This is a genomic window from Mariniflexile jejuense (assembly GCF_042675665.1).
GTDB classification, from domain to species: Bacteria; Bacteroidota; Bacteroidia; order Flavobacteriales; family Flavobacteriaceae; genus Mariniflexile; species Mariniflexile jejuense.
Genome location: NZ_JBHTJI010000042.1, coordinates 62,031 through 82,780, shown reverse-complemented (window position 1 = coordinate 82,780; position 20,750 = coordinate 62,031). Strand labels below are relative to the sequence as shown.

General features: G+C 32.7%; 11 protein-coding genes. All 11 read left to right on the top strand.

The genetic code is table 11. The features are described from left to right. Nucleotides 1-13: 13 nt before the first annotated feature. The 11 genes from ACFQ1R_RS13465 to ACFQ1R_RS13415 all read left to right on the top strand — a co-directional run bounded on the left by ACFQ1R_RS13465 (nucleotide 14) and on the right by ACFQ1R_RS13415 (nucleotide 20,568). The gene (locus ACFQ1R_RS13465) at nucleotides 14-1,540 is read left to right on the top strand and encodes an alginate lyase family protein (RefSeq protein WP_379926793.1); all 1,527 of its coding nucleotides are present in this window, start codon (nucleotides 14-16) and stop codon (nucleotides 1,538-1,540) included. Between the two features lie 207 nt (nucleotides 1,541-1,747). Further along, nucleotides 1,748-2,632 carry a T9SS type A sorting domain-containing protein gene (locus ACFQ1R_RS13460; protein WP_379926792.1) on the top strand — a complete coding sequence of 295 codons (885 nt, stop codon included), beginning with the start codon at nucleotides 1,748-1,750 and terminating at the stop codon, nucleotides 2,630-2,632. Nucleotides 2,633-2,819: 187 nt separating this feature from the next. Continuing rightward, nucleotides 2,820-4,715, top strand: a complete 1,896-nt coding sequence (locus ACFQ1R_RS13455) for a glycoside hydrolase family 97 protein (RefSeq protein ID WP_379926791.1) — start codon at nucleotides 2,820-2,822, stop codon at nucleotides 4,713-4,715. A gap of 176 nt (nucleotides 4,716-4,891) precedes the next feature. After that, nucleotides 4,892-7,678, top strand: a complete 2,787-nt coding sequence (locus tag ACFQ1R_RS13450) for a hypothetical protein (protein ID WP_379926790.1) — start codon at nucleotides 4,892-4,894, stop codon at nucleotides 7,676-7,678. After that, a complete protein-coding gene (locus ACFQ1R_RS13445) occupies nucleotides 7,678-8,802 on the top strand; it encodes a serine hydrolase domain-containing protein (protein ID WP_379926788.1) in 1,125 nt (374 codons plus the stop codon). The genes ACFQ1R_RS13450 and ACFQ1R_RS13445 overlap by 1 nt, the downstream gene beginning before the upstream one ends. Nucleotides 8,803-9,008: 206 nt before the next feature. Then, a complete protein-coding gene (locus ACFQ1R_RS13440) occupies nucleotides 9,009-10,223 on the top strand; it encodes a glycosyl hydrolase family 28 protein (RefSeq protein ID WP_379926787.1) in 1,215 nt (404 codons plus the stop codon). Continuing rightward, nucleotides 10,220-11,422 carry a DUF4861 family protein gene (locus ACFQ1R_RS13435; protein WP_379926786.1) on the top strand — a complete coding sequence of 401 codons (1,203 nt, stop codon included), beginning with the start codon at nucleotides 10,220-10,222 and terminating at the stop codon, nucleotides 11,420-11,422. The genes ACFQ1R_RS13440 and ACFQ1R_RS13435 overlap by 4 nt, the downstream gene beginning before the upstream one ends. After that, the gene (locus ACFQ1R_RS13430) at nucleotides 11,422-15,378 is read left to right on the top strand and encodes a glycosyl hydrolase (protein WP_379926785.1); all 3,957 of its coding nucleotides are present in this window, start codon (nucleotides 11,422-11,424) and stop codon (nucleotides 15,376-15,378) included. Before ACFQ1R_RS13435 ends, ACFQ1R_RS13430 begins: the two co-directional genes overlap by 1 nt. A 43-nt stretch (nucleotides 15,379-15,421) precedes the next feature. Then, complete coding sequence (locus ACFQ1R_RS13425; protein WP_379926784.1) at nucleotides 15,422-17,008, top strand: glycoside hydrolase family 43 protein; 1,587 nt, start codon at nucleotides 15,422-15,424, stop codon at nucleotides 17,006-17,008. A 21-nt stretch (nucleotides 17,009-17,029) separates the two neighbouring features. Next, nucleotides 17,030-18,964, top strand: a complete 1,935-nt coding sequence (locus ACFQ1R_RS13420; protein WP_379926783.1) for a glycoside hydrolase family 127 protein — start codon at nucleotides 17,030-17,032, stop codon at nucleotides 18,962-18,964. Between the two features lie 5 nt (nucleotides 18,965-18,969). Next, the gene (locus ACFQ1R_RS13415; protein WP_379926782.1) at nucleotides 18,970-20,568 is read left to right on the top strand and encodes a hypothetical protein; all 1,599 of its coding nucleotides are present in this window, start codon (nucleotides 18,970-18,972) and stop codon (nucleotides 20,566-20,568) included. Nucleotides 20,569-20,750: the final 182 nt, after the last annotated feature.

Here is a 20,750-nt window from a genome sequence, read left to right as displayed (position 1 = left end):
TAAATATAAAGCTATGAAAAAACTTTTTTTAATTAATTTACTCATTTGTTATACTTTTTTTGGAGCAGTGGGTTGTAGCGGTAGTGATGATGCAGGGACTACAAAAACAGCATCTATAATATTTAATTCTATAGCAAATGATGATGTTATTGATGTGACTGAACGCAAACGACCAAATCATACAGTAAGTGGATCGGCAACAGGAGGGTATATAGCAGCAGGAGACGGTGTAATCGTATTAGTAAATGGAACTGCTTATAACACAACAATAGTGTCTGGTGGAGCTTTCTCTGTTGACGTAGCTACCAGCGATTTAATTGCAGATAATACAATTGATGTAGTTATTACTTCAAAAAATAAAGGAAATAATGTAAGAACTACAGCTTCCAAGCAAATAACAATAGAAGAAGTGCAAGCTAGAACTTTTGTACATCCGGGACTTTTAGTTAAACAATCAGATTTTGACAGAATTAAAATTAAAGTTAATGCAGGGGCAGAACCTTGGATGTCAGGGTGGAATCGATTAATTAATAATGCACATTCGCAATCAAATTACACCCCTAATCCAGTAGTAAAATTAATTAGAGGAGGAAGTTCAACAGAAGAACCAGAACCAGATAATTATAGTGTAGCTTTTAATGATGCGGCAGCGGCATTTCAATTGGCTATTCGCTGGAAAGTTACAGGTAATGATATTTATGCGCAAAGAGCGATTTTTGTTTTAAATTCTTGGGCAAGAACTTGTACTAGTATAAGTGGTAACTCCAATAAGGCATTAGGAGCAGGAATTTATGGGTATCAATTTGCAAATGCTGCTGAAATAATGAGAGATTATTCTGGTTGGACTACTTCAGATTTTGATAAATTCAAAAAATGGATGGTTGATGTTTTTTATCCAATCAATAAAGCATTTATTGATACACATTGGAATACATGTATCAGTCACTATTGGGCAAATTGGGATCTTGCTAATATTTCTTCAATTTTAGCTATTGCTGTTTTAACAGATGATACTGATAAATATGATTTTGCAATGAACTATTTAAAAACTGGTGCGGGTAATGGTAATTTAAACAAAGCCGTTTATTTTATACATCCAGATGGGTTAGGACAATTACAAGAAAGTGGGCGTGATCAAGGACATGCATTACTTTGTGTTGGAATGTTGGGGGAAATTGCTCAAATGGCATACAGTCAAGGTGATGACATTTTTGGTTATGATGATAACCGAATTTTAAAAGGTGCCGAGTATAGTGCAAAATATAATGTTGCTAATTTAAGTGTACCATTTCAGCCTTATAATAATTGTGACAATGTAAATCATACTGTTGTTAGTCCCGATGCAAGAGGTAATGTACGACCTATATGGGACTTATTGTATTATCACTATGTGATACGTAAGGGACTAAGTTCACCCTACCTTAAATTAGCCTCAGAGGCAAATGGCTCAATTGAAGGTGGAGGAGGAGATTATGGACCTAACAGTGGAGGTTACGATTCTTTAGGTTTTGGAACCTTACTTTATGCAATTGATGAATAGATTCTAAAAATAGGCTTCTGTAATTAGTAGTAGTTTATTGAATATCAGTTAAAAAAGGAGTTTAAATTATAGTTATTGAATTATAATTTAAACTCCTTTTTTCTTTTAACATTTAGATTTACAAAAACACAAAAGGGTTAAAGCCATTGCCCTAAAGAATGGTAAAAATTAAACTAATTTATTATGAAAAAACAATTACAATTTTTAATGGTAGCTGTATTATTTTTTACAGTAAACGTAACAACTGCTCAGGGTAATGTGAACCAAATTTTTACATCTTTTGGAGACTGGTTTGTCGATAATAAACCCCAAAACACAAATACCAGTGTTCCAGCTGGTACAAGTATGGTTTCTAATGGTCATTTAGTGGTTACTATGGGACCTCAATCTACAAATGTAGGAGAAACAAAATATCGTGCGGATTTAAAATTTCTAGCAGGAACTAATTATACTATTAATTCAACGACAGATAAAATAATAGCTGTCAAATTTATAGGTGATAGACCTACTGGAGTTGCAACTGGTTTTAAAGTTGAGATACATAATTTTACTGATAATACATGGATTAACAATGGAGGTAGTAGGTATTCAAATGCGGGATCTGTTTTAACATCATCGGGCAATACTATTTATTATTTTGATTTTAGTGGTGATGCTAATTATTCAGCAGGCAATATTCAAATTGATAAAATAAACATTACAATTGCAGATGTTACAGCTAATCCTAATTACACAATTGATTGGATAGCTACATTTGTTGACGTTGCTGCATTAGAAGCCTATAAAAACACAAATGAAGATGGCACTGGAGATATGGATGAATCTGCCTTGGGACTTAATGATTTTAATGCCAGCAATAGCACATTCAAAATATATCCAAATCCTTCAACTAATAATTCATTTAATCTTGATTTAAAAAACAACTATTCAAAAGCAACAGCACAGGTTAAAGTATACAGTGTATTAGGAAAATTAGTATTAGATAAAGAATTTAGTGCAAATTCTAAAAAAGTGACTATCAATCATGATTTAAGTGCGGGAATGTATCTTGTGAAAGTTGACAACAGTTTAGCTAAATTGGTTGTTAAATAAAAAATAAAATAATAGCTTCATATTTTAAAGCAACACTAAACTAAGTGTTGCTTTTTTGTTTAATACATAAGGAAAGGGTGTTTTTTTATAGTATATGGATGATAGTTTATACATAAATTATACATTTTTGGATAATATTGCTATACTAATTACATATTTAAATTATCAATCTTTTAATTCATTACAATTGAACAAAGTAAAACTATCAATAGTATTTTTCTTTAGTTATCTGATATCTATCGGGCAATCAGATAATGGTTTTCATAAATCGTTGACATCGCCAGATACTAATTACGAAATAAATATTTCTAAAAAATTGGATGATTTGGGTAAATCAATTATTAAATACAGTGTTAATTATAAAGGAAAGCAAGTTATTCTAGATTCTCGGTTTAATATAGAACTAGATAATCATCTTAATGAATGGGCTTTGGCTGTTAAGGATAAACCAAAAGGTAATTGGATGGATGAATTGGTGCTAACAGATTTTAAAGTTAATAATGTTTCTAATACATGGAAGCCAATTTTTGGAGAACGAAACACCATTGAAAATAATTATAATGAATTAGTGCTTACGTTTGAGCAAAAAGCCAGTTCTAATTATAAAATGGATATTCAATTAAGAGCGTACAATCAAGGTGTTGCATTTCGATATTATTTCCATACCAATCCAACGGGAATCTATTATCATATTACTGAAGAAAACACAGAATTTACATTTGCTAAAAACACTAAGGCATGGTTTGAACCTTGGGCTCAAGGAACATATGAACTTTTACCACTTAACGATTGGCCAACAGAAAGTGAAAGACCTTTAACCTTAGAATTGGAAAATGGTTTATATGCATGTATTGCCGAAGCTGGTTTGGTAGATTTTGTTAGAACCAAGTTTAAGTTAAGCGACCTAAAAAAAAATACCATTAAGACAGCTTTGTACGAAAGTATAGATAAGGTGCCTTATTTTGGAACATCATGGCGGGTTATAATGGCTGCTGATACAGCAGGTGAATTAATTGAGAATAATGATATTCTTTTAAATTTAAATGAGCCTAGTGCTATAAAAGATACAAACTGGATTAAGCCAGGGAAAATAGTTAGAGATATATCTTTAACTGAAAAAGGTGCTAAAGCATGGATTGACTTTGCCGCTGAACATAATTTACAATATGTATTATTTGACTGGAAATGGTACGGCCCATCCTTTACCTTCGATTCTGACGCGCGTACAGTAGATATCGATTTAGATTTGCAAAGTGTTATTGATTATGGTAAGGAAAAAGGTATTGGTATTTGGGTGTATGTCAATCAACAGGCCTTATTAAAACAAGATTTTGAAATTTTTCCACTTTATAAAGAATGGGGTGTAGTAGGTGTAAAGTATGGTTTCGTGCAAGTAGGATCGCATCGTTGGACTACTTGGTTGCATGAGTCCATTAAGAGAGCGGCTGATAATCAATTAATGGTTAATATTCATGATGAATTTAGAGTAACTGGAGAACAACGCACGTTACCAAATATTATGACTGTTGAAGGCATAAGGGGTAATGAGGAATTTCCAGATGCCACGCACAATACAACCTTACCATTTACAAGAGGAATTGCTGGTATGGGCGATTATACAGTTTGTTATTATGATAAAAGATTAAAAACAACGCACGCGCACCAATTAGCATTGTCTGTTGTCATGTATAGCCCACTTCAAACCTTATATTGGTATGATACGGCCGATATGTATGAAAGGGAACCCGAAATAGCATTTTTTGATGCCGTACCAACAGTATGGGATGATACAAAAATATTAAACGGAAAAATAGGCGAATATATTACTATAGCAAGAAAATCTGGTAAAGATTGGTTCATTGGGTCTATTACAAATAACGATGCAAGAGATTTAGAAATTAGTTTAGATTTTTTAGATGAGGGCTCAAAGTACAAAGCTATTATTTATTTAGATGATTCGGGTGTAAAAACGAAGACTAAGGTTGGAGTTAAAGAAGTAAAAGTTAAAAAAGGAAAAAAAATAAAATTGAATCTGTTAGCCTCTGGTGGAACAGCTATTCAAATTAAAAAAATAGTTGATTAGTAGTTGAGTTAGTTTAGTTTTTGTAAGTTTTAGAATAGTTTACTAAAATTTACTTTTTCAAACAAAATGGTTTAATAAGTGTTTTTGTTTGAACTTTAGTTTAGTCAAAATAGCAGTTGTTGGTAATTTTACTAGCAACTGTTATTTTTAAGGTAAAAAAAATGAATTTTATAAAAATGAAAAGACTATTTGTTTTAACGGCGTTGTTAATAGTAATAGTTAATACCTATGCACAAAAATTACCAGTTCCAGAAAGCATAGGAAAACAACATCCTCGAATTTTTGGACAAGATATGTCTTTAGGTGAAGTAAAAAAATTAGTCGAAAATGAAAAATGGGCTTCACAGATTATAAATAATACTAAAAACCGTTTAGTAAAGTATATCGAATTTTATGAAAAAGATAAAACTTGGTTAGTATCCCGATTACAAATGTATTGGAAAAGTAGGTCAAACCAAGTATATATTAATGGAGGAAGTTATGATCATGCTGAAGGAGAAGCACCAGTACCTACCGTGAAATTTATAGGAGGACGTGGAACGCCATCAGATTATAAACGTCCAAAATTAGAAGATGTGACACCGTATATGGATGATCCCAGAGGCTTGTATCTTCAAAATAAAACAACTGATGTATGGGAATGGGCATCCATACCATCAACTAGTGGTACCACAGCTTCTATTAACCGAGAAATTTTGAGTATTGCACGAGATGCTGCTTTTTTATATTGGTATCAAGATGATAAAAAATATGCCGATTTAGCATATAATATATTGGACACTTACTTAAAAGGTGTGTATTATTTAAATGAACCGATTGATTTAAGTCACGGACATCATCAAACATTGGTAAGTTATACGCAGTTTGAAGTCATTCAAGAACATGTGCTTAATGAAGTGACACAATGCTATGATTTTTTACATAATTACATCAGCAATAATCATTCAGAGAATTTAAAAATCTATGATGCGACCCTACAAAAATGGGCAGATTTAATTATTAAAAATGGCGTGAGTTTCAATAACTGGAATTTACTACAAGCAGCACACATATCGAACATCGCTTTGGTGTTAGAAAATAATAGTCATTATGAAAATGGTAAGGGAGCAACTTACTATTTAGACCAAATAATGAATCAAACGTCCACACGTCAGTGGTCCATGAAAAAATTAATGGATTATGGCTATGATGAGAATACAGGTATTTGGAATGAAAGTCCAGGATATTCAATGAATGTATTAAACGACTTTATTCATTTTGCTGAATTTTATGATCGTAATTTTGAGATTGATTTAATAGCAGAAATGCCCGTTTTAAAGCAAGCGGTAAAATCAGCGGCAGAATATCTTTATCCAAATAAATTTCAAGTAGCGTTTGGTGATGGACATTATGGTCACCTTAGGTCAGAACCTATAAAGTACTTAATTGAGAATGCTCAAAAATATAAAAAACAAAAAGATGAGGTTTACTTTACTAAAATGCTGAAAACCATTTATGATGAAAATGAATTTAGTGGAGAATTTGTAGGTAGAAATATTTCAGATTTATTTTCGTCAGAAGCCTTTCAAGTTAAAAGTGAAATAAAACCTGGTAAATTGTCAGATTTTACATCACCATTGTTTTATGCACCTAACACAAGTTGGTTGGTACAACGTCAGGGTGATGATGAAGATGATGCTTTAATGATTAGCCAGATAGGTTCATTCGGAAATCATATGCACTCTAATGGCATTGCTATGGAATTATACGGGAAAGGATTACCTATGGCTCCAGAAATGGGACATGGTTCTAGTTATTTTTCTATAGAATATGCGGAATATTACACACAGTTTCCTGCTCATAATACGGTTATTGTTAATGGTAAGTCAAAATATCCTGAAATGAAAAGCAATCATGCTTTTAACGTTTTAGGTATGTATCCAAAAAGTCAAAATAAAGAAGGAAACATCAAAGGTTATACGTTTTCTGATATTGAGTTTTTAGAACCAGAAACCCATAGTAATCAACGTAGAGTCATGGGAATTATCAAGAATGAGATATGTGGTTTTTATATCGATATTTTCCGATCTAAACAAAAAGAAAATAAAGACATTAAACACGAATATTTCTACCATAATTTGGGTCAGCAATTAAATTTAACCAGTATATATGACGAACCTTTAGCCTTGACACCCACCTCGTCTTTAGCTTTTGGTGATGGCGATTTAATGGCCTATGATTATATGTGGGACAAAAAATCCATAAAAACCAATGATGACTTTAAAGGACAATTTTCATTGAAGATGAATGACAGAACAGTGAATATGAATGTATGGTTTAAAGGAGAAGATAATAGAGAAGTATTTTCTGTAATGTCACCAAAATCAACAGCGTTTCGTCATGGTCCACTTCCAGAGGCATTTAATGATAATCCAATACCTACATTAGTCGTAAAACAAAACGGGGAAGCATGGAATAGACCTTTTGTTGCTATTTATGAACCAAATGAAAATGGAAATTCAAATATTAAAACGGTAGATTATTTTGGAAATACAGAAAGCGTTGGAATTCATATCGTAGAAAAATCGGGTAAGGAAAATTTTGTGTTTTCAAATACAAATGACAACGATGAATTAAAAAACAACGAGCTTTCTGTGAAAGGAACTTACGGGGTTATTAGTCAATATAACGATGAATTTACTTTGTTTTTAGGTAAAGGAAAATCCATTTCTAATAGGAAATACACACTAGAAGTAAAAGGAGATGCAGCTTCTACATCTTTAAAATACGAAAGTGGTAACTTGTATTTTTCTTCCGAAGGAAATACGTATTTAAAGATTAATGAGGTCAATAAAATTAAAAAATCAGTTTTAACAGATGCTTCTGGTAAAAACTATTTGGGTACATATGATAAAAAATCTAAAACAGTGGTTTTTAATCTTCCTATGCTTTCTTTTCAAGCCATTAAAATAGAATTAAACTAATGTTATTTTTTGATAATATAAAAAGCGTTTACAAGGTATTGTTGTGTGCAGTTTTCTTAATTAGCTGTAAGAATAATAAGGAAGAGAAAATACAAGAGTCTAATAAGAATCATTACGATTTTAGTGTTGTTAAAAATAAAATCCAAGGCTGGGTTGATAAGGGGTATTATTCTGGGGCTTCAATATTGGTATCTAAAAACGACACCATTGTTTATAAAGATTATTTTGGAGATTATACCAAAGAAACACAAACCTTTATTGCATCAGCTGGCAAATGGTTAGCAGCAGCCACGGTTGCTTCAGTTGTTGAAAATACGGAACTTTCTTGGGATGATAAAGTAAAGAAATGGCTGCCAGAGTTTACGGATATCAAAGGAGAAGCCACATTAAAACAATTATTTTCTCATACGTCAGGGTTTCCTGATTATCAACCAGAAGGGCAGCCTAAAGATCATTATCAAAACTTAGAGGAATCAGTAAAGCATATTGTTCATTTACCAGCAAAATCCAATCCAGGAGAGGCGTTTTTTTATGGTGGACTAGCCATGCAAGTAGCAGGTAGAATGGCAGAATTGGCTACCAATAAAAATTTTGAGGATTTATTTCAAGAAAGAATAGCAATACCTTTAGAAATGAAAAACACGCATTTTACACCTGTAGATGATGGTGGCGGACATGCACCTATGCTAGGGGGTGGTGCAAAAAGTACTTTACATGATTATGCTCGTTTTTTAGAGATGATTTCTCATAATGGAGTTTATAAGCGTAAACAGGTTTTGAAAAAATCGTCTATTGAAGACATGCAAGCAAACCAAGTTGGGGATATAAACAATCCAGTTTTAGAACCCGATTATGTCAATAGGGTAAGAGGATTAAAACATAATGCAGTGTACGGGTTGGGCGAATGGCGGGAAGAATTAGATGCTGATGGAAACGCTGTTTTAATTAGTAGCCCCAGTTGGGCAGGAACTTACCCTTGGATTGATAAAACAACCAATACTTATGGCTTTTTTTTAACGCATGTAAATGTTGAAAAGGCAAATAAGGATGGGTTTTCATCTTTTTATAGCAGTCCAGGGCTTGTGATAGATATTCGAAAAGTTTTACAATTTAATCATCGTTAAAAACTAAAATATTAAAAATGAAATTAGTTCTTCCTTTGTTAATCTTATTTGTATTTACATTAAAAATCCAGGCTCAACAAAATATTGTTATTTATGAGGTTCCAGGAGGGTACAAATATTCAGCACATAATGATGATTTTACTGTCCTTGTTAGAGAACTTAATGGAGAGTGGAAAGATCTTTTTGAATATAAAGTAGAGGTGGATTTGGATACTAAATCTATAGCATCAATGGTTCAATTTGATTTTAATGGTAAAATTGAGCTAAAGATTAGAAAGAATAATGGAAATATTTATAAAGCTGAAATTAGACCAAAAACATTAGGAGTACATCCAAATGTAAATGGTAATGAAATTACTTTCCTATTAGATAAACCAACGAATCTTTCCTTAGAAATTAATGGATATAAACTACAAAACTTACATGTTTTTGCAAATCCTATAGAGAAAATCAGACCGGATCCTAACGATCCTAATGTTATTTATTTTGGACCAGGAGTACATCAGCCAAACGATCAACCAGGGGATGTTTATCACATTCCTTCAGGTAAAACGGTGTATGTACATGGTGGAGCCATTGTAAAAGCCAAATTTTTAGTTGATAAAGCACATGATGTAAAAATAATTGGTAGGGGTATTGTTATGCAACCAGAAAGAGGTGTAGAAATTAGATATTCAAAAAATGTAACAATAGATGGTTTAATCTTCATCAATCCAAAACACTATACCATATATGGAGGAGAAGCAAACGGGTTAATTATTAAAAACATAAAATCATTCAGTAGTAATGGATGGAGCGACGGGATCGATTTAATGTCGTGTTCTAATGTGGAAATTGACCATGTCTTCATGCGAAATTCTGATGACTGTATTGCCATTTATGCACATCGCTGGGATTTTTATGGAAATGCCGAGAATTATAACATAAAGAATTCCATTCTTTGGGCAGATATTGCGCACCCTACAAATATTGGTTTACATGGTAACGCCGAACATGTTGGTGATACCATTCAAAATATTACATTTTCTAACATAGATATTTTAGAGCATGATGAAGACGACCGTAATTACCAAGGTTGTTTGGCTATTACAGGAAGTGATAAAAACTTAATCAAGAATATCCGATACGAAGACATTAGAATAGATAATATACAAGAAGGGCAATTATTTAATTTCAGAGTGTTATTTAACGAGAAATATAGTGCTGCACCTGGAAGACATATAGAGGGGGTAGTACTCAAAAATATTACATACACAGGTTCGCTTCCCAACCCTTCCCTAATTCAAGGTTATAATAAGGACAATCAGGTTATGGGTGTGACTATCCAAAACTTAAAAATTAATGATAAGGTGATATCAAAACAAGATGACACTTTTTTTACAATAAGGGAATTTACTAACAACATAAAATTTCAAAAATGAAAAGAACACCGGAATATGTTTTAATCATAAATAGTATTGTTGTCCTTTCTCTTTTTTCGAGCTGTAACAATAAAGTAGAAAAAAATGAAATTACTGTAGAAGTGACAAATAGTTTAGATTTCGAACGAAAGGAAATCGTTGCAGTAGGATATAATAAACTTTCTTTATTGTTAAAAAACAATGCCCAAGAACATATAAAAGTTAAAAAGCAGGATACAGAAGAATATCTTCTTACCCAATGGATAGATAATAATCAAGACGGTATAATGGATGATTTATTGTTTCAAGCAGAAACCCCTGCAAATACCTCTGTAAAATATGTTATAGTTATAGATAGTATCAATCATGTTAAAAAAACAAAAGCAGTTACTTTTTCGAGGTTGGTTCCTGAAAGAACAGACGATTATACTTGGGAAAATGATAAAGTGGCTTTTAGAACCTATGGACCAGAAGCACAACGCAGAATTGAAGAAAATGAATATGGAGGCACTTTGTCTAGTGGTATTGATCTTTGGTTAAAACGTGTAGATTATTCTATTATAGATAAATGGTATGCTAAAAATGTAGAGACCGAAGGCTATTACCATATCGATCATGGTGAAGGTTATGATCCATACCATGTAGGTAAAAGTAGAGGCGATGGTGGAATTGGTATTTGGGAAAACGATAGTTTGTATGTTTCTAAAAACTTTATTGCTTATAGAGCCATTGCAACAGGACCTTTAAGAACCGTTTTTGAATTAGACTATGCGCCTTGGAGTAATTACAATGTAAAAGAAACCAAAAGAATTTCTTTAGACCTTGGAAGTAATTTTTCAAAATTTGATATAAAATTAGTATCAGAAAAGGAAGTTCCTAATTATACCATAGGGATTACAAAACATCAGGGAAAAGGAACTGTGAAAATGAAAAATCAAGAAGGATTGTTTAGACACTGGGAACCTATTGAAGATGCTTTTGTAGGAGAAGGGGTTTTAATAGATACTGCATTGGTAAAAGAATCTATTAATTATGATTCAAAAACATCAGATCAAAGTCAGGTATTAATTGTTACTAGGCCCAAAGGGAATTCATTGAGTTATTATGCTGGTTTTGCTTGGACAAAAAGTGGTCAGGTCTCTAATGTAGAGGATTGGGATAACATGTTAAAAAAACAAATTCAAATCATAAATAACCCATTAAAAGTTCAATTAAAATAATGAACAGAAGAGAATTTGTACGTAATACAATTTTAGGGTCTTCAGGATTGATGATGCTCCCTTCAAGTTTGTCTGCGATGAGTTTGACTTCTAATAGTTTGACCTTTTCAGATTTAGAAAATGGATTTAAATCACCACCAAATGCTTCAAAACCATGGGTTTTTTGGCAATGGATGAATGGCAATATAACCAAACAAGGCATTACATTGGATTTAGAAGCCATGTATCGTATAGGTATTGGAGGCGCACTTTGTTTTAACAATGCCGTAGGGATTCCAAAAGGGAATGTGGATTATGCTAGTGATGAGTGGTTAGATATGGTAGTACATGCCACTAAAGAATGTCATAGATTAAATATGACATTCATGCTTCATAATGGTGCCGGTTATTCTGGATCTGGTGGTCCTTGGGTGACACCAGAAATGAGTATGCAACAATTGGTATGGACAGAAGCTCAGTTTAAAAACACAAGAAAAATAAAAGGCACTTTACCAAAGCCACAAGAAAAACATGGTTTTTATAAAGATGCATACGTGTTTGCCTATCCCTCGCTTTCTGTCGAAAAGGGATTGATGAAAGATCATATAAAGAAAGTGACACTTGATGGAAAAGAGATAGATTATGCTGTTTTGTTTGATGAAAACCCAGAAAGCAAAATTAGATTAGAACGAGAAGATAAAGAGGATTCTGTATTGGAATTTGAATTTTTAAACCCATTTGAAGCGCGTTCTATCACTATTATAAGAAAAGCTGAAATCCCAAAAGATCTATTTGATGGCCCGCGAGATCATCCGCCGCATTTTATAATTGAAGCCTCTTTTGATGGCATGTCTTATTTTAAACTGGCAAGCGTTAATACACCAGCTTTAAGAGAAATGGATACACCTGCTATGCAGAATTTTAAAGCGACAAAAGCTAAATATTTTAGATTACGCACCAAAAATTCAACGTGGTTGTCATCCGTAGAATTTATTTCAGGACCCAGATTGGCGGGTTGGCCAGGGAAAGCAAACTGGACACATGGAGATAATAATGCCAACATATCTAAAGTAAATGCAGATGATATCATCCATTCAAAAGACATATTAGATATTACTGAATATATGAATGCTGAAGGAAATTTAAAATGGAAAGCTCCTAAGAAAGGAAATTGGACCATTGTTAGAATGGGACATACCACTACGGGAGAAGAACCAGCAGCACATCCTGATGCTGGAAAAGGCTTAGAAATTGATAAATTTAGAGCGGAAGCAGTAGATTTTCATTATGATAAATTTCTATCCAAAGTTATTCAAAAGTTAGATGGATTTGTAGGAAATACTTTTAATGGATTTACAACAGATTCTTGGGAAGCAGGTAAACAAAATTGGTCAATAACAGTTCCTACTCAATTTAAAAAAAATAGAGGGTATGAAATAGGAGGATGGTTGTTAGCTATGACCGGTAGAATTATTGATTCTATAGATCGTACAGAACGCTTTTTGTGGGATATGAGAAAAACCCAAGCCGAATTACTTTCAAAAAATTATTATGGACGTTGCCAAGAGTTGTGTCATCAACACGGATTACAATACCATGCAGAACCTTATGGTGATGGAAATTTAGATAGTTTGCAAGCAGGTCAATATTTAGATGTACCCATGTCTGAATTTTGGACTAGATATATTTATGGTAGTGATATGACCTCTAAGCAAGCCACTTCAATTGGGCATGTTTATGGGAAAAATGTGGTTGCAGCCGAAGCTTTTACGGGAATGCCTTTAACTAGTAAATGGACGAATTATCCATACTCTTTAAAAGCCGAAGGGGATTACTTTTTTAGTTTAGGAATCAATAGATTACTTTTTCACACATTTGTACATCAACCATATACCACTGGATTTCCAGGGATGACTATGGGACCTTTTGGAACTCATTTTGATAGAAATAATACGTGGGCAGAACAGGCTTATGGCTGGATAAATTATTTAAGACGATCGCAATATCTGTTACAACAAGGTTTAACAGTTGCAGATGTTTGCTATTTTAAAGGTGACGAAGCAGCTTCGGGTGTACCAGATATCTACAATATATTGCCAAAAGGTTATGTTGGCGATGTGGTAGGAACTGATGCTCTTTTTAGTCGTTTTGCTATTAAAAATGGAAAAATTGTCCTTCCCGATGGGATGCAGTATAAAGTATGTATACTGGCCAATTTAGAAGCTATTTTTCCAAAAACCTTGAAAAGATTACAAGAATTGGTGGATCAAGGCATGATATTAATTGTACAAAACAAACCATCTATAACGTATGGTCTTTCTAATAACGACAAAGAAATTCAAGATATTGTGTCAGAATTTTATGGCAATTTAGATGGTGTTTCTGTTCAGAAAAGAAGCTATGGAAAAGGTAAACTGTATTGGGGAACTCCGTTAAAAGAAGTGTTTAAAGAATTAAGCATCGCACCCGATTTTGAATATACTTCTGAAAATCAAGATGCCATGCTACATTATACACATAAAAAAATAGAAGATGCGGAATTTTACTTTATCAGTAATCATAAACGAAGAAAAGAAATGGTAAATTGTTCTTTTAGAATTACGGGATATCAACCAGAATTTTGGGATAGTGAAACTGGAGAGACTATAAGTTGTCCAGTATTTGAAATTAAAGACAATAGAACGATTATTAGTTTGGAGATGAAACCTTCACAATCGTTGTTTGTAATGTTTAGAAAAACAGTAAATAATTTAGGTTATACTTCTATTTTGAAGGGTAGTGAATTAGTGTTATCTACACAACCTTTTGAAACCCCTATCACATTAAAGTATAAAGATGTTTTTGGTGATTTTTCTTTGTCATTTTGGGCAAAACCAGATTCTTATGCACATAAAGGTAGAGGTATGTTGTGCCATACATCAAATGGTAAACAATTATTTGGTGAAAACCATGCAACGTGTGGCATTTCTATAGGTCAAAATGGGATTAAGGTTTTTGAGGAAGCTACAAAAAGAGAAACCGTGTTGGAGTTGGATATAATGATTGAAGGTTGGTCTTATATAGATTTGATTTATAGAAATAACAAACCATTGCTATTTATAAATGGCGTTATGGTAAAAGAAGGAAGTACGTCCAAATATCAAGTACATCCAGGTTTAGAGACACCTTCAAGTAATGATCAGATAGTAAGTTCTTTTGAAGGGAATTACACTGATATTATCTTAAAAGAAAAGAGCCTTTCACAAGAAGACATTTTACTAAGCTATAAAAAAGGAATACCATCTTTAAGTTTAATTTCGGCTATTGAACCATCAGAAAATGATGCGTGGTTGTTTACTCAAAATGGGACTTATCAATTTTTGGGACGCGATGAAAAAACTATTGCCATCAATGATTGTCAAGTAGTCGATTATAACCATGATTGGCAGCTAGAATTTCTAGGGTCATTAAAGAATACACCTAGTGCTATTAAAATAGGTGAATTAATGTCACTTAGAAAGCATTCAGATTTTAACGTGAAGCATTTTTCAGGAACGATGGTGTATTCAAAAACGATTCAATTAAAATCATCGGCATTCATAAGCGGGAGAAAGTTTTTGTTGGATTTAGGTAGAGTAGAAGTTATCGCCAAAGTTTATGTGAATGACAAAGAAGTTCAATTGCTTTGGAAAGAACCTTATTGTGCAGACATTACTAAATACGTGGTTCATGGAAAAAACACGATAAAAATTGAAGTGACAAATTTGTGGGCTAATAGGTTAATAGGAGATGAATATTTAGCTGTAGAAAATGAGTTTAGTAAAGATAAGTTCATTCATCAACTTCCTAAGTGGTATAAAGAAAATAAAATTAAACCAGGTGATAGAACTACTTTTTCTGTTTGGAAAAATTTTGAAAAAACAGATCCATTACTAGAATCAGGGCTTTTAGGACCTGTAAGAATGATTTTAGCTATAGAAAAATCAATAGAAATGTAATTTAATATAATAAACTATAATGAAAAAAGGCGTTTTCCTACTATTGCTACTATCCTTTCAATCTGTAATAGCACAAAATTATGTGTCTAAAGTATGGCAAGCTGATAATGGCGATGGGACTTACACAAATCCTGTTTTATATGCCGATTATTCAGATCCTGATCTCATTAGGGTAGGAGATGATTTTTATATGACTGTGAGCAGTTTTAATTGTATCCCAGGATTACCAATATTGCACTCCAAAGATTTGGTGAATTGGGAAATCGTTAATTACGCATTGGAAAAGCAAATTCCAGTGGAGGTGTTTAATATTCCTCAGCATAGTAAAGGGGTTTGGGCACCTTCTATAAGATATCATAACAATGAGTTTTATATCTATTGGGGAGATCCTGATTTTGGTGTGTATATGATTAAAACTAAGGATATTTATGGTAAATGGTCAAAACCTATATTGGTTCTGGAAGGAAAAGGCATTATAGATCCTTGTCCGCTTTGGGATGGAGAAAACACCTATTTAATACATGCTTGGGCTGGTAGTCGCGCAGGAATCAATAGTATGTTAACCATGCGTACGATGAATAAAGAAGGGACTGAAGTTTTAGACGAAGGTAAAAATGTATTTGACGGGCATGAAAATCATCACACTTTAGAAGGTCCAAAATTATATAAAAAAGGAGATTACTACTATATACTAGCCCCAGCAGGAGGGGTAGAAAATGGATGGCAATTGGCTTTGCGTTCTAAAAATATTTATGGGCCTTATGAAGAGAAAATTGTATTAGAACAAGGAGGTACTGCCATTAATGGACCGCATCAAGGAGCTTGGGTAACCTCACCAGATGGAGCTTCTTGGTTTGTACACTTTCAAGATCAGGCTGTTTATGGAAGAGTGCTATGGGTAACTCCTATGTTATGGAATGATAATTGGCCAGAAATGGGAAAGGATTTAGATGGAAATGGGATAGGAGAACCAATCCTTACTCATAAAAAACCAGTACAGGGTATGGCTGTGTCTTCTCCAAAAGAAAGCGATGAGTTTAACAATGGAAAACCTGGGTTACAATGGCAATGGTATGCAAATTCATCAGTAAAATGGAGTGCTCAAATTCCAGGAACCGATTATTTAAGATTGTTTGCAATGAATAAAAAGGAACTTCCTAATTTGTGGGATATGCCTAGTTTATTATTACAAAAGTTACCTGCTCCAAATTTTAAAACAACTACAAAAGTTACCTTAAATATAGAGTGGGAAACTCCAGGAAAACGAGCGGGATTAATAATAATGGGGCAATCCTATGTGTATGTTGGAATTGCCTATCATGACGAGAAATATTGGATACAACAAGTAAGATGTGATAATGCTATTCGTGGCGCTGCAGAAAAAGTTATTGCAGAAAAAGAATTAAAATCAAATACGGTTTATTTAAGAATGGAAGTTGTTGCCCCTGATGCAACTTGTGTTTTTTATTATAGTGAAAATGGTAAAAAGTATAAAGAGATAGGAACCAGTTTTATTGCTCAAAAAGATCTTTGGATTAGTGTAAAAATGGGTATTTTTTGTGTAAGCGAAAAAGATGTTAGAATGGGTGGTTATGCTGATTTTGATTGGTTTAGAGTTGAAAAGAAATAATAATTATTTAGATAAGAAATTATGAAATTTAAAATAGGAATACTATTGTTTTTAGGAGGCGTAATGGCTTCAATGGGGCAGTCTCATTATCCCGGGCAACATCAAGATAAATTAGCTTTAAAAGACAATATTAAAACAAAAGCTATGGCTTTTGATATGAAAGACGTGACCTTGTTAGATTCACGATTTAAGGAAAATATGCAACGTGAAAGTAGTTGGATTTTGTCTTTAAAAACAAATAGTTTATTGCACAGTTTTAGAACGAATGCAGGAGTGTATAGTGGTTATGAAGGAGGTTATGATACCACAGAAAAACTAGGAGGTTGGGAGTCTTTAGACTGTGAACTTAGAGGTCATGCTGTAGGTCATATTTTATCAGGATTGGCATTGTTATATGCTACAACAAAGGAAGATGTTTATAAAACAAAGGCTGATAGTATTATAGTTGGACTTGCTGAGGTACAAAAAACATTAAATCAAAACGGCTATTTAAGTGCATATCCTCAAAATTTAATTGACAGAAATATTGCTGGACAACGAGTTTGGGCGCCATGGTACACATTACACAAATTGTATGCTGGTTTAATAGATCAGTATTTATATACGGACAATAAACTAGCTTTAGAAACAGTTGAAGGTATGGCAAACTGGGCTTATGACAAATTACAATTGATATCTCCTGAGCAAAGAACCATCATGTTACGAAATGAGTTTGGCGGAATGAATGATGTTTTTTATTCGCTTTATGAAATTACAGGTCATAAAAAGTATAAATGGTTAGGGGAGTTCTTTTATCATAATGAAAGTTTAGACCCTTTAAAGAAAAAAGAAGATAATTTAGATAAAAAACATGCCAATACGTATATCCCTAAATTAATAGGATTGATCCGAAATTATGAAATAGAAGGAAACAAAGAAAACAAAGAAGTTCCTAAGTTTTTTTGGAATACAGTTGTAAATCATCATTCTTTTGTAACAGGAAGTAATAGCGATAAAGAAAAGTTTTTTAAGCCAGATAATCAAACAGAACATTTATCTGGGTATACGGGAGAGTCCTGTAATGTCTACAATATGTTAAAATTAACAAGACATTTATTTGGTTTAGAGGCTGATGTAAAATATGCTGATTTTTATGAAAAAGCATTGTACAATCATATTTTAGGTCAACAAGATCCGGCAACGGGAATGATAGCATATTTTTTACCAATGTTGCCTGGTAGCCATAAAGTTTACAGCACGCCTACAGAATCTTTTTGGTGTTGCGTCGGTACTGGTTTTGAAAATCAAGCCAAATATAGTGAGGCGATTTACTACCATAATGACAATGGACTTTTTGTAAATCTTTTTATTCCTTCAGAATTACATTGGAAAGAGAAAGGACTTACTTTAAAACAAGAAACCAAATTTCCATATGAAGACAAAACAACGCTTACAATATCAACTAATAAAAATGTAAATACGACATTATTTATTCGGTATCCATCTTGGGCTACTTTAGGAGTAACAGTTAAAGTGAATGGTAAAAAAATCAGTGTAAAATATAAGCCAGGGAGTTATATCAATATAGATAGGATTTGGAAAAATAATGATAAGGTAGAAATTACGTATCCGATGGAATTACATTGGAGTGTATCAAAAGATAATTCAAATATCGCAGTAGTCATGTATGGACCTATTGTAATGGCTGCTGAATTAGGGACAGAGGGAATGAAAAAACCAGCTCCATATTCTAACCCTCAGCTACACAATGATTATTATACTTATGATTATAATGTTCCTACTACTTTAAATAATCATTTAGAAGTAAAAGGAGATAAGTTTAAAAATTGGTTAAAACCTGTTGAAAATAAACCTTTAACATTTAAAACAGTTGGTTTAAAAAACAAAGAATTGACTTTTATTCCTTTGTTTGATTTACATAGAGAGCGTTACAATATTTATTGGAATTTAAAATAATATAAATGCTTAAAAAACTTTTGTTTATAAGTCTGTTTATCACAAGCTTTTGTGCATCTGCACAAGTTTGGCAATGGAGCGTAAAGGTTGATTCTTATGTTTCTAACGAAACCAATGATAATCCCCAAGCTTTTTTATGGATACCTGAAAATTGTAAACAAGTAAAAGGGGTGGTTTTTACACAGCACAACATGATTGAAGAAGGGGTATTAGAGCATCATGATTTTAGAAAGAAAATGACTGAAATTGGTTTTGCGGAGATTTGGGTAACTCCAGGTTTTGCTATAACCTTTGATGTTCAAAAAAATGAAGATAAAATTTTTGAAGAAATTATGAAATCTTTATCAGAAGTTTCTGGATATCAAGAATTGTTGTATGCTCCTATTGTACCTATGGGACATTCGGCTTATGCTAGTTTTCCTTGGAATTTTGCAGCTTTTATACCAGATAGAACCATTGCTTTAATCTCTATACATGGTGATGCACCTCAGACCAATTTAACAGGCAGTGGAAGGCCTAACCCCGATTGGGGAAATAGAAATATAGATGGCATTCCTGCTTTATTTGTGATGGGAGAATATGAATGGTGGGAAGATCGTTTAACTCCGGGATTTAAATATCAACAAAAACATCCTAAAAGTGTAATTACTTGGTTTGCCGATGCTGGTCATGGACATTTTGATTATTCAGATGAATTGGTCAATTATATTGCCAATTATATAGAAAAAGTAGCTGTAGAAAGATTACCTAAAAAATCATTGTTAAATGATTCCGTAGTCCTAAAGAAAGTATCTCCTAATTCAGGTTGGTTAATGGATAGATGGAGGCAAGATAGTGTCCCTAATTACACTGCAACTAAATATAAAAAATACAAAGGAGATAGGTATTCATCTTCTTGGGTGTTTGACAAAGAAATGGCGAAAGCAACAAAGACATATTATGCTAAATCTAGAGGTAAAAAGGAGCAGTATATTGGTATTTCACAAAACGGAAAGGCTTTAATTCCTAGTAAAACACATGCAAATTATCATTTAGATTTTAAACCTCTAAATGATGGTATTACTTTTAATATAAATGCTTTTTATGCTGATTCTTCTAGAGTGAAAAAAACTAATCATCATTCAAAAACTTCATTGAAAATTGATAGAATTTGTGGTCCAGTAAAAAAAGTAAATGATACCACATTTAAAATAGATTTTTACAGAATGGGTTTTAGCAATCCTAAACGAAGTAATGATATTTGGTTGTTGGCTTATAACAAAGGAGATGATAAATATAAAAGCATGGTTCAGCAATTAAATATGCATTTTCCTTTGGTGAACAAATCTGGAAATGAGCAAAACATTAAGTTTTATCCTATAAAAAATGTTGAAGAAGGTGTTGAAAAAATGCCTTTAAATGCTACTTCAGATATGGGATTAAAAGTGAATTATTATGTAAAAGAAGGACCTGCTTACTTAAAAGGTAACATGTTGTATTTTACAAAAATACCACCAAGGGCTAAATTTCCAATAAAGGTTACTGTTGTTGCATGGCAATACGGAGTTGTAGATAAAATTCAATCGGCTAAACCTGTAGAGCAAAGTTTTTATATTATAAATTAATTGGACGCCATTTTTAGACTACAATGTTTAATTAAATGGTACTTGCTTAGTAATCAGCTTATGGATTATTGTTTTTTTATAATTTATACCTATAATTTATATTGATTGCACCATAATTTATGCGGTTGCGAATTTATTATTAATAATATTGACATAATCAAATAGTCTTAGGAGGATAATAA

Excerpts from the sequence above, each read along its gene's own strand:
- ACFQ1R_RS13465 (WP_379926793.1), top strand. The coding sequence starts at position 14 with ATGAAAAAACTTTTTTTAATTAATTTACTCATTTGTTATACTTTTTTT.
- ACFQ1R_RS13460 (WP_379926792.1), top strand. The coding sequence starts at position 1,748 with ATGGTAGCTGTATTATTTTTTACAGTAAACGTAACAACTGCTCAGGGT.
- ACFQ1R_RS13450 (WP_379926790.1), top strand. The coding sequence starts at position 4,892 with ATGAAAAGACTATTTGTTTTAACGGCGTTGTTAATAGTAATAGTTAAT.
- ACFQ1R_RS13445 (WP_379926788.1), top strand. The coding sequence starts at position 7,678 with ATGTTATTTTTTGATAATATAAAAAGCGTTTACAAGGTATTGTTGTGT.
- ACFQ1R_RS13435 (WP_379926786.1), top strand. The coding sequence starts at position 10,220 with ATGAAAAGAACACCGGAATATGTTTTAATCATAAATAGTATTGTTGTC.
- ACFQ1R_RS13430 (WP_379926785.1), top strand. The coding sequence starts at position 11,422 with ATGAACAGAAGAGAATTTGTACGTAATACAATTTTAGGGTCTTCAGGA.
- ACFQ1R_RS13420 (WP_379926783.1), top strand. The coding sequence starts at position 17,030 with ATGAAATTTAAAATAGGAATACTATTGTTTTTAGGAGGCGTAATGGCT.
- ACFQ1R_RS13415 (WP_379926782.1), top strand. The coding sequence starts at position 18,970 with ATGCTTAAAAAACTTTTGTTTATAAGTCTGTTTATCACAAGCTTTTGT.